Annotated in this window: 11 protein-coding genes; all 11 read right to left on the bottom strand. The window is 35.9% G+C overall.

What is annotated here, in order from left to right; all coding sequences use genetic code 11:
• Positions 1 to 236: 236 nt before the first annotated feature.
• A complete protein-coding gene (locus tag J2T13_RS03615) occupies positions 237 to 1,019 on the bottom strand; it encodes an MBL fold metallo-hydrolase (protein ID WP_429368413.1) in 783 nt (260 codons plus the stop codon).
• Positions 1,020 to 1,340: 321 nt separating this feature from the next.
• Complete coding sequence (locus J2T13_RS03610) at positions 1,341 to 1,811, bottom strand: DinB family protein (RefSeq protein ID WP_429368411.1); 471 nt, start codon at positions 1,809 to 1,811, stop codon at positions 1,341 to 1,343.
• Positions 1,812 to 2,267: 456 nt separating this feature from the next.
• Positions 2,268 to 2,432, bottom strand: a complete 165-nt coding sequence (locus J2T13_RS03605) for a hypothetical protein (protein ID WP_429368409.1) — start codon at positions 2,430 to 2,432, stop codon at positions 2,268 to 2,270.
• Positions 2,433 to 2,931: 499 nt separating this feature from the next.
• Positions 2,932 to 4,137 (bottom strand): ATP-grasp domain-containing protein, encoded by a 1,206-nt coding sequence (locus J2T13_RS03600; RefSeq protein ID WP_429368407.1) that lies wholly within the window; start codon positions 4,135 to 4,137, stop codon positions 2,932 to 2,934.
• A gap of 353 nt (positions 4,138 to 4,490) precedes the next feature.
• Positions 4,491 to 5,744: an MFS transporter gene (locus J2T13_RS03595; protein WP_429368405.1), complete on the bottom strand. Its 1,254-nt coding sequence runs from the start codon at positions 5,742 to 5,744 to the stop codon at positions 4,491 to 4,493.
• 25 nt (positions 5,745 to 5,769) lie between these two features.
• Positions 5,770 to 6,975, bottom strand: a complete 1,206-nt coding sequence (locus J2T13_RS03590; RefSeq protein ID WP_429368403.1) for an ATP-grasp domain-containing protein — start codon at positions 6,973 to 6,975, stop codon at positions 5,770 to 5,772.
• A 24-nt stretch (positions 6,976 to 6,999) separates the two neighbouring features.
• Positions 7,000 to 7,668, bottom strand: a complete 669-nt coding sequence (locus J2T13_RS03585) for an RraA family protein (protein WP_429368401.1) — start codon at positions 7,666 to 7,668, stop codon at positions 7,000 to 7,002.
• A 10-nt stretch (positions 7,669 to 7,678) separates the two neighbouring features.
• Entirely contained in the window at positions 7,679 to 9,121 is a 1,443-nt protein-coding gene (locus J2T13_RS03580) for a hypothetical protein (protein WP_429368399.1), read from the bottom strand.
• A complete protein-coding gene (gene ilvE / locus J2T13_RS03575) occupies positions 9,102 to 10,049 on the bottom strand; it encodes a branched-chain-amino-acid transaminase (RefSeq protein ID WP_429368397.1) in 948 nt (315 codons plus the stop codon). Before ilvE ends, J2T13_RS03580 begins: the two co-directional genes overlap by 20 nt.
• A 5-nt stretch (positions 10,050 to 10,054) precedes the next feature.
• Positions 10,055 to 11,122: a C45 family autoproteolytic acyltransferase/hydolase gene (locus J2T13_RS03570; protein ID WP_429368395.1), complete on the bottom strand. Its 1,068-nt coding sequence runs from the start codon at positions 11,120 to 11,122 to the stop codon at positions 10,055 to 10,057.
• Positions 11,119 to 12,138 carry a hypothetical protein gene (locus J2T13_RS03565; protein WP_429368393.1) on the bottom strand — a complete coding sequence of 340 codons (1,020 nt, stop codon included), beginning with the start codon at positions 12,136 to 12,138 and terminating at the stop codon, positions 11,119 to 11,121. Before J2T13_RS03565 ends, J2T13_RS03570 begins: the two co-directional genes overlap by 4 nt.
• Positions 12,139 to 12,198 lie beyond the last annotated feature (60 nt).

Genomic DNA, 12,198 nt, shown 5'->3' with positions numbered 1-12,198 from the left:
GATGTGGCATCTTCCTCAGGTCTTGTTGGCATGCACATGCAAGGGGCAATGGTTATATTTGCAGTAAATCTCAAAAGAATACTGACGCTATTAAAATAAAAAGCATGAGAATATACATAAGTAAAGGCGAATTCTTACTCGAAATGGAGTGAGAATTCGCCTTTACTTATGTAGCCATATTTTACAGATTCGTAAAGCACACCTTTTTCAGTGGCCTCGCTGTCTGCTCTTCTTTTTTAGAACTGTACAGAGAACCCTTGGAATTTGTGAATTCCCGTTCCGTGTTTTACAAGCCCTCTTTCTCTCAACTCACCGATAGCATTCTTTACTTCCTGTAAAATTATCGGTTCAAGACCCAATGTATTATGTGACCCAAAAACTTTTGTAACATTAGGAATTTCCGATATTTTTTCTAATGAATTCACTAAATCAACTGGATTTGTGGAGGGATAAAAGGCATATACTGGCGTTTCATCATAAAGTAAATCACCTGTAAACAAATATCCATGTATATTATCCAATACGGATATATGACCTGGAGAATGTCCAGGGGTATGATAAATCGTTATTCTTCTATTTCCAATATCAATCACATCACCATCCTGTAATAAACCCGTTGGCTTCCCTTGAAAGGGTATATATGTATCAGGATTAAAGGTTTCTGGTGTAGGTAATGTTATGTCTCTGCTTATATCTCTCCTTATTTGTTCTATCGGCAAGCCCTTAATGCCATTAACTAACCAGTCTTCATCCCCTTCGTGAACGTAAATTTCCTGAAATTCTCCATGACTTCCAATATGGTCAGCATGTACATGAGTAGTAATGACTACGATCGGTAAGTCAGTCAGTTGGTCCGTTATTCGTTTGATATTATCTATTCCTAATCCTGTATCAATTAAGATCGCTTTTTCATCACCAATCAATAAAAAAGAATGTACTTTTTCCCAATGCCCATACTCACTAATGGCATAGGTTTTTGGGTCGATTTCTTGAACTGTAAACCAAGAATCTTTCATCATGTAAACTCCCCCAATCCATATTTCCCATCATATATTGGGCACAAAACCAAAATCAGTAGTTGACAATAAAATGTAGTGGGATCAGCGTTCCGTCTTGGAGGTTGTTACCCTCACTGTTAAAGGAGGATTTCTTGAATTGGATTGAATAAGGTAGAAATCCTCCTTTAAAGGTGAACGCTCCGCTTGTCCACATTCCTCCAAAACTCCTCTGAGGTCTTCTCTCTTGGTTACCACTAGTTTTTAGATTGAGCCATATATTGTTCTTCATTTGGAACTAAAAAGTAGCACAAATCAACGTTTGATTTGTGCTACTATGTTTTTTTAATGTTGTTCTTTTGTAGGGCCCATTACACCTGGAACCGTCAACCCAGCTTGGCGTAATAAGACGGTCATTTGGCCTCGGTGATGTGTTTGATGGTCAACGATTTTACGTAAAATTTGACCACGTGTAGCCGTACCACCAAATGCAGAGACTTCTTCTAATAAAGCGTCATCCGTTAACTTACTAACAGCACTTGATAGCGTATTTGCCATTGTTTCATAGGCTTCTACAATGATTTGGACAGAAGTTGGTACTTCCTTGGGGTTGCCAACTGACGGTATTTCAAGACCTACAAACTTCACTAAAAATACAGGCACATTTGTTAAATGCCATGCTAACCAACCCAATGAATTATGCCCTTCAACGATTGCTTGATTTAGCTTATCATCTGTCATGGCTTTAAACACATTGACTGTTCCTGTTACTGATTCATTCCACTCCATAATAAAATCCTCTACTTTACGATACATATATGTGCACCTCCTGTGTCATCTTATAATAAAACATTCGCCGGATGTGGGTTATATCATATTTCGAGACAAAAACACAATCAAAACAGGCTGTTTTTATACTATTACACAGCTATTTCTATAGTATACTTTAAAATAAAGTTGAATATTTTATTATATATATTGATATAAACCATTTAGACGTTTAATCCCTGATGGAACAATGATTTCATAAAAGATGACGTCAAATGATTCCTTAAGGAACGGACTTAACTGATAATGTGTAACTCATCAGCACCTTCGACCAGTTCCTTTAATTCATTTAAGTGATTTGAATCCATGTTATTTACAATTTTCATAAATGAAACCTTCTTTCGAACTCTATCGAAAGTTAATCAATTTTCCTTAACTTATATTTCTGCAAGTAATGCTCCACATCTTCTTTTCTTACTGAGAAAACACAATCATGTCCAGTTATTACTTTTTGATTTGAAACAACGACTGCCCATTGAACAATCCAATTTGAAACGCGCTCCAGCCCAAAAATAAGACAAAAGCAGCAACCAATGCCCATACCGGACTTGATATCTTTTCAACAGTTCTCGACTGCACAACATTATTACCATATACTGGTTTCAACACGTCATAATCCCCTTTTCCTGTATATACGACAATATTTCACCATAAATATATTGTGAAATAATTTCTTCTTCACACTCATAAGGAGTCTTATCTTTTGTATAGATAATACGTTTAGCAAGTTTATAATTAGATTCATGCTCTAAAAAATGATAGTTTATATCTAGGCTCTCTCTTTCATTTAGAATTCTTAAGGATTACTCTTTATTTTCTGAAGGCAGTATCAGAATATATTTTTTTATCTGTTAAAACATCTTCTACGATTGAGAATAGCTTAAGAGTTTCCAGAGGAATGACATTTTTCAACATTTGAATAATCTTCTGAAACAGCCGTATCCACCACCATATCTTGGGACAGCGCAATGTCGATCGAAACATCACCACCGCGTTATCATTTTTACAGATTTTGAAGGTCACGAAATTCGAGTCGTATTTTAGAAGCCCTGGACGGTATAAACTCCATGAACAAGAATTTTATACCACCAAAAAAATAGGATCGCTGTCATTCCCATATCAGTGATTTGTCAATCCAATCTGCAGCTTCTAAAATCCGTTCGCTTACAATATCTGCAGAATTACCAGAAACAACAAATGATGCGATACACTCAACTATATTATTGATATCCTCGTATGTTTTTCCAACTTGACCATGACATTTATATTCCTTTACCCATTGAGGTGGTTTTTCAGTTGGTAGATTCAAAAGAGTGCCTTGTTTTGGGGGGATTATTAGCCAGCCTGTATATTCAATCGGTTCATTAATTTTACTTATTTCGGAAATATTTTTATTTTCAAAAATATTAGATTGTGCCTGAACCATTATTTGGCGCAAATTAATATTAAAAGCATGCAAAATAACTTCATTTATACTAGCACCGGCAATTCGACTTGCTATCTCACATAATACCAACTCATCATCAAATGTATGAAAAACCTCTGCGTGAAAGGCTGTATTTTGTGGAGTCGGCAAGGAATTTATAAGAGATTTGACAAAGTTCAATAATCTATTAAAGAGAGACTCATTTCTGTCAAGAATTTGTCCTCCGACAAGAGAGTTACTTTTGAAAGAAAGGCAATTGTTAATGAATCTGGATGGCCAAATAAAAGCAAGTTCATTATTTAGTATTATTCCATCTATGTGATACATATTACCTTCAATAAACTTCTCTATTTCCAGTTTACTCCCAGTACCTTTAGACAAAAATAATTGAAGATCATTTTCGTTGTATAAGGCCGTTGTATCAGTTGCTCCTGCTCCATCAACCGGCTTTACAACAACTGGATACCCATGCTCTTTAATAAATATTATAATATCAAGTGAATCTTGAATTTTTTTATAAGCCGGTACTTTAATTCCGCCTTTTTTTGCATATTCTTTCATGACAGTCTTATCTCTAAACGCTAAAGCACTCTCCCAGGTCTGTCCTGAAATCCCAAACATATCTCTCAATTTACCGGCCCGCAATAGATCAAATTCTCCTGTAGCAACAATATACTCATATTTATATTTTTCGTATAGCTCAATAGCTTTTAATTCAACATTACCGTTTACAGTATAATTTTCAAAACCGATAATTTCCTTGAAATCCTCCTTACGAAATCCATCTGCTGATTCTTTAGAAGTAATTAATAGTTTCTCGGAATTAGATAACCATTCATTATATTCGTAAATAGAGGCGGGTAAATTATTTAATATCAGAACTGTCATAATATTCTCTACTATACCTCCTGTATGTAGTGTCGTTATCTTCCTTAGGTGCTTCAATAATTTTGCGTATATGGAATATCCCATTTTTTAAAATTTTAATTAATCTTTGGTTGAGAAAAAGAAGAAGACTGTTAATTCTGTTACAAGTAGCCGATTCATAGCAGTTTCAAGATGCTGCCGAAATATTTAAGTCACATCCTGATTAGTGACTATAGCTTGTACCAAATCTGTAGTAAAATGAATCATGGGGAAGACCTCTTTCTGTGAATTGGTTGTGGTGACTTAATTCTACAAGAAGGGGTCTTCCCTGTGTTATCTTAACTATTTAAACATAATATTTTCGCTCTCCTTCCTTATGCTTTTTGATTGAAATAATTGTTTTTATATTGCGTTATAATTAAAGACCTCATCATAAGTAATGCTATAAATCCCATCAGACCAATAAATACTGAGATATACCAAGATGTTATAACTGAACTTAAAGTCAATGTTAATGTGGCTATTAGTTCGCCACCTCTTTGATGCAAGTTAAGTATTGCAAGGTATTTTGTTCTTTTATGATCATCAATTAGTAATGGAAGTAACGATTGACTAACAGGTACCCACATTAATTCTCCAATTATAAGTACTAAAACACTGACCATTAATAGAGCTGGATCATTACTAACCGCTATAACCATATAACCAATTGTAAAGAATAGTAACCCGAAAGTTAGCGTGGTTTTATCACTTAATTTACGAGTAAACTTAACAACAATAAATGTACAAAAAACCACTAATAGCGCTGCCTCTGTTCTTAATATTCCGCTCATTTCAATACCACTTAATTTTAAATCCCCGAATAATTGGCGAGTGCCAAATTCTTTGTTTAACCGTACTGTGACAAAATTGGTTAATTGCAACTCAACCGCCATGATTAATAAGCTGCTGAAAAAAAACTTAAGAAATTTCAAATCTTTTAGTATTGGGCTGTATTCTGAAAATAAAACACTTGGAAGAGTTCTTATCTTCAACAGTCGAGGCTCTGATTGTTCCGGTATTGATTCTTCAATAAAAAACAGAAAAACAAAAAATATAATCATTGACATAAAAAAACAACTTAAAAGTAACTCTTGCAGAAATTCACTATATAAAAATGCTCCAATTAAGGATCCTATAGCAAGTGATAAATTAGTAATCCAATAATTAATAGAGTATATGAGCTTTCTACTCTCAGGTGTACTAACATCTATAATCATGGCGTTTAAAGCTGGAAAGGAGATATTAAATGCAACAGTATTAATACAGAAAAATAGGTAAGCTGTGATTGGTGAAGAAAAATAATTAGTATTTGAAATAAACATTCCCAAAAATGAAACTGCGATAACAAACTCTGAGACTGAGATTACGACTTTTCTTCCTATACGATCCGCATAATATCCACCTAAGAGACTTGCCAAAATTCCCATTATCACCGAAATCATTAAAAGGATTCCAGAAAGAGTAACTCCAAAATAGGCACTTAGATATATGATCATATAAGGCAGAATCATCGCTCTGAGTGTCCTTTGAAAAAAACCGGATATCAAGCGTATTTTAATGTTTTTGTGTATTTTATTTAATAACATAACATTTTCCTTTAAATTATTGAAATCACTTTTTCACTTGTAAGTCATCTACCCAAATGTTCTCTCTGAACCATCGATCTAATACCATCAAACGTTCTTCAACTATCATGTCGTTATCGCCAACGATGACAAAACTTGCAATATTGTCTACACTGGAAATAGCCCCCGCCATTTCACGTCCTTCTTCTAGAGCAGGGCTATAATCTATTACCCACTCAAACGGTATTTCCTGCGGAATAAATCGTAATATGCCTTCTCGTGGTGGAACAACAAGCCAGCCTGCGGTCTGTAGTGTATTGGAACTGTTCACCTTCATTTTCTCTTTAAGTCCACATTGCAAACGAATCCACTCCCGATTAAGATTAATACCGAAAGCTGCTTCAATAGTGTCAGTCACACGTGCTCCGCCCGTGCGACTAGCAATCTCACATAACACTATACGGTCATCCTTTGTAAGAAAAAATTCGGCGTGAAAAGCAATGATCGGGGCGGCCGGAAGAGCTAGTAAAGTTCGTTCGGCTTCATTCTGTAACCTTTGAATCACATTCTTATCGGTATTTAAAATAACACTGCCAAGACTGGTTCCTGAGTGGAAAGAAAGACATCCATTAATATAACGTGATACACTTGAAAAAAGAATATCTCCCTGATACATTAATCCATCAACATGATACATCTCTCCATCTACAAAAGATTCAATCATTATGTCCTTTGGCAAGCCCTCTTTCAGAAATAATCTACATTGATTGCTATCGTAAATAGCTCTCGTATTTCTTGACCCCCCACCGTCTATTGGTTTGATGACAATGGGGTACCCGTGTTTATTAGAAAACTCAATGACATCCATTGGAGTATGAACTTGCTGGAATTCTGCTACTTCAATACCAGCTTGTCTCGCATATTGCTTCATGATTATCTTATTACGGTAGGCAACAGCACTCTTGACATTTTGCCCCGATAAATTAAGATATTCACGTAATTTTGCCGTTCGTATTAAATCATATTCTGAATGACAGACAATGGCTTGAACATTCTGCTTTTTGTGTAAATCAAGCACTTCCCATTCAATTAAGGAATCACCATCAAAATCACTTTTTTTAATTACTAAATCGTACTTACTCTCATCAGGGAGATCAACTTGCGTAAAGAGTGTCAAATCATCAGGAATATCAGGAATCCAACTTTTAAATGGAAACATCTTGCTTCTATTAAAAAAAATAATCTGTCCCATTTAGCTATTGCCCCTTCCACAGTATTAATTTGTTTTTAGAGCATATTTATTATATTGATGCGTAATTCTTGATTGTTTCATAGTTACACCATTTTTCAAATCACAAAGAATATTATTCTCCATTTCCTCTATTTCTTTAACTCTTAAATAGACCTGTTCTGCCATAGTCTTAGGAATAACCACTACTCCAGAATCATCGGCCAATACAATATCACCTGGATTAACTACTGTCCCACTTACATCTATTGGCTCATCCTTGCAAACAAGTTTGACTCTGTTCTTCCCTGATTTCATGTAAGTACCTACTGAGAATAATGGGTAGTCCAATTTTAATATTGCAGTTGCATCTCGACAACAACCATCAATTACTGTCCCGCGTATCCCATTAAGCTGCGCTGCATGAGTAAGCAGATCCCCCCAAACTGTACAAAACCGTCTGCCTTCATTAGCAATAACTATGACACTTCCTAATGGAACATCATCGATATACTCGCCAGCTTGGGCCATTTCTCCTTCTGACACCTCCTCAAATCTCAGCGTATATGCAGGCCCGACGAGTGACATTCCAGGTCCTAAAGGACCTAGGCCTGCTAAGCCGCCATTTATTCCGAAGGTATCTAAAGCATCAGAAACGCAGGCTGTAGAAACTCCCATAAAAGCATCTGGTCCAGAATACACAAATTTATTCATCATTCCATCTCCCTTATGAACAAGTAATAGTTGAGCTCGAACATTTTCCACATGATATACATCCACTGATTTCATTATCTTTACTAAATTCAGCACTATCTCTTATGGAGAAAATCGCCTGTTTACTCCCACCCTGAAAAACATTAACTTTTAATTCATCACTTAATTTCGAACCAAATCCTTGAAACAATCCTCCAAACATAAAAAAGTCAGCACTAAATTTTTTAGAAGTGAGAGCATTATTTTTTTCAATTGGAACTTGTATTTCTGGTGCAGTAACAAGTTCTTGAACAATGTAGGGTCCATCCCAAGATTGATCAATAAGTTTCTCCCATTGCTCTTGAGAGGTTGATAAACCAATATCGACACCTTCTCCACGTATATCATAGGCTGTTTTTAAAACTAATTTTTCGCGGTTTAACTTTATATACTCCCTTTTATTCCAAGTTTCTCCATTGTGATTTTCATAAACCCCTGATAGTTTACGTGCCCAAGGAATGTGCTTATCTAACAAAGAAATTTCATCCTTTGTAAAGTGTTTCCTGAAGTCAGGTTCTGAGAGGTATGACATACAAAGTTTACTTTCGGTGATAAAACGAGCTTGAAATGAATTTACATGGCACACTGTTTGATCCATACAAGCGCTAATTAGGTCAGTTAGTTTTTCGGGTTCTGTTAGAAGCGGAGCAAAATCAACTGTGTTAATTTTATTCCACAGAAGCTCGATCTGAAGATGACCAGCGTAAAGCTTCCCATCTTGGTACTTTAGATTTCGGGGATCAGCTACAACAGACTGAATCCCTGTTTCATGCAAAAGTTTAACCATCTCCTTAACTTCTAAACTCGCGTTATTATTCACCTGAAGAATAGCCACGGATCTGAGCTTTGACCCATTAGAAAACTCATAAAATGTTGATATTAATTCATTAATAAATGAATCAGGTTTATGAATACCTTCTTCATGTAAGGGGGGAAGCTTTTTAATATAAGAGGAAAGTGAAGGAATCTGCCTTAAAACTTCATTTACCCGACTAGTGAAAATAACACCAGCTGGACAATCCGTGTTATTTTCAAGAACCTTAAAAACGTCTCCACTGTTAACAAGATACGTATCAAAACGGGAAATTCGAATGTTTCGTTTGTAACCAGGTTTAATGGCCACCAATTTAGCAGCAAGTCCCTCAAGCATAAAATAATGTTGTGTTATTTCATCCTTCTCATAAATACGAATTACTTTTTCTAAGATATCTATCAATTTCTCTGAATCATTCCGGATAAGTTCACGATCAGAGGAGCTTAGAATAACAACTCTTGGATACAATTTAAAAGGTTTATTCCTATATATATATCCATTATCTTCAAGCTTTCCTTCAAGTTCTCTTATTTCTTCTTCCAGACAGCCACCAGAACGCTCAACCATGTATTTATAGTCTTGTTCATATAAGAAGCGCTGCATCGCGGAATCCCTCCTCCGAATAATCAATAAGGTTTTGTATACTAGGTTCCCTTTCTTGTCTTGCATACATAATATCGAAATAATAATCGATTAGAACCGAGGTTATTTCTCCTAGTTCTCCTTTATCGATAACATTTCTATCGATACTAACGACCGGTAATATCTCGGCCCCAGTACCACACAAAAAAGCCTCATCCGACAAGTAACACTCTGTTCTATCCAGTTCCCGTTCTTGAACACTTATTCCCAGATCATTTGCCCACGACAGGATGTATTTACGAGTTATACTTTCTAGGATTCCTGATGTTACAGAAGGAGTAATGAGGATCCCATTTTTCACAATAAAAAAGGCAGCTGTTGGTGCTTCTGCTATTTTCCCTTGTTGATTTAAAAGTATTGTATTATCGTATCCATCTGATTTAGCCTGTAGGAGTGCTAACCGGCCATTTTGATAATTAGCTACACATTTTATCCGAGGGGGCATCATATGATCAGATATTCTTTGCCATGAAGATATACATACATGAATCCCTTTATCTGAGTTAGGTTTTCTTTGCTGAAGGAATGCTGCAATACTGATTAATACAGGACCTCTGGCTTCCAAGGGGCCGTCCGCTTCAATGGATGCAGCTACACGTACATAACAATCTGATCGAAGATTATTAACAAGCACGATTCGTTTGATATTATTAATTAACTTCTCCTTGTTCCAATTATGTTCCATTCCCATTAGTTTCATTGAGTCAAGCAGTCGTTCAATATGTTCATTCATAGAGAACATGTGCATTCTATTACGTTCTTGATCCCAATACCCGCGAATCCCTTCGAAAACGGATGATCCATATTTCATGGCAACTGAGCCAACATGAATTGTCGCTTCTTCATAGGGAACAATTGAATCATTTAATAAAATGAAAGATTCTTTCAAGAATACTACTTCCTTTCCAAATAATATGGCTGAAATGGCCGGTTACAGGGATGTCCCTTACAAGCACTCAGCTTTCCCTCAGAAGGTTCAAGAATAACCGAAGCTATAGTATCAACTCTACGGGGATCGCCTCCGTTATGAACGCATAAACTACCTTGACCATCTTCATGGTACCCTAACAAATCTTTCATATGTCTTACTGAAGGCATACCTTTAAATTGTTGTAGTTCTCTCACTGTTCGTTCATATCGAGGATAAGTAGAAGTATTCTTTTCAACTAAGTCATAACGGAGTAAATCAGGATGAACATAATGGTTAGTGTGAACGAGAAAATTTTCTTCAATAATGCGCTCATCCTGAACAGTCATTTCTACATCTACTAAGCGCGTTTTATCTGCGATCAGTAAATTTCTTGAAGAAGCACGCCGAATTCGTTTAATTTCTCTGAGACAATTTTCTACATTCTTTTGATGTAATAAATGGCGAATAAGGAGATACGGAGGAACACCCGCTCTCCAGCCAGAGCTTAGGACCATATTAAGCCCTATTCCTAAACCAAAACTATTTAAGCCCAAGTAGCCTATTAGCCCTACATGAGTATACATCAGCAGATCAGGTTCCTCTTCGCTTAATGTATTTACTTGTAGAATAATGCCTAAATCAGTTAAATTACCGGCGAGATCTACATTTTGTGCAATGATAGAATCCCCTTGATGATTACGACACGCAAATGCAGTACATTCTAAACCACTAGATATGATTTCACGACGAACTTGAAGCAGCATCCCTTCCCTATAGCTGATTCCTGCCCCGTCAGCTAACCCTTTAATCTCTTCTGCAAGATCAGGTACATCTCTCTCAATGTAAGGTATAAATGTATCAGTAATACTTAAGGCTTTATCAAGCGTCAATGATTCAAATCGAGCACTATTGATACGTGCAATATTATCAGATAGAAAATCCCTTATTTCATTTCGTAATTGTTCCCCGTATTGTGTTCCTCTTTGATAAGGAGTTCCGTTAACTAATATTTTCTGTAACTGTAAGTTATTCTTTTGGTTAATATTCTTCATAAATGTTGAAACTCTCTTTTGTTTTTCTTTATAATGTTAGCCACCTCCGTAATCTCTTTATTAGTTACCATATTTGGATTTCGTTTACTTAGTTCATACATAAGCTCTTTCCAATAGATCCGATTTTCTTTAGCTGAATCCATGATTGGCTGCATTAAGTCTGTTGAGAAATTCATCATTCCTAGAAGAATATCTTTTATCTGAGGGGTCAGATAATTTCCAGAAATAAGTATTTTATCTTGAACGTATTCAGCGATATCCATGACTTCAATTAATTTGTATTTAGGGAAGCCATAATAGCGCTCTAAATATGAAATAAACACTTCCGTGGCTAAATTTCCCCCACTACGGCCAATTCCTCTTAAAGAGCTATCCAGCCAATCAATTCCTGATTCGAGAGCAGCAATAGTATTTGCAAGTCCTAATGACAAATTATTGTGAGCGTGGAATCCTATTTGAACTTTTAAAACAGATTTTAAGCTTGTTGTTAAGGTCCTTACATTCTCGGGCAGCAAATTTCCGTTTGAGTCAGCAAAATATATGAGATCTGCCCCTGCTGCCTCAGCCATAAGTGCCATATCTGTAATTTGTTCATTTGTAAAATTGGTAATACGTACAAAATTAGCCGAAATCTTTAGTGAATTTTTTTTGCACTCTCGTATCGTTTCCAAAGCTTCTTCCAGATGATCCTTTCGAATACAAATCCGGACAAGGGATACTCCTAAACTGTACAGAGCATGAATATCATCAGAATTAACATTGTGCGGATGAAGCATTACGACCAAGTTAGCATTTGGAGAATGCTCCCTCAGCGCTTTAATATATGCATCATTAGTTTCTGCAGTAATTCCAAGTCCAGCAGAACCTTTCGCAGGGCCATTTCTGTAACCAACCTCGATCCAATCTACTCTAGATTTATGTAACCCGCTTACAATTTTCTTAGCTTCCTCTATTGAAAAATTAAATTGATTAATATATCCGCCATCGCGAAGGGTTACATCTAGAAGCTGGACCATAAATACTCCTTTAAATACAAAATTTTAATAATTTATATCTTACCCTTGACACTATGCTAG

The organism is Paenibacillus sp. DS2015 (genome assembly GCF_050433705.1).
Taxonomy (GTDB): Bacteria; Bacillota; Bacilli; order Paenibacillales; family Paenibacillaceae; genus Paenibacillus_AQ.
This window is presented reverse-complemented; position numbering and strand designations above follow the sequence as displayed.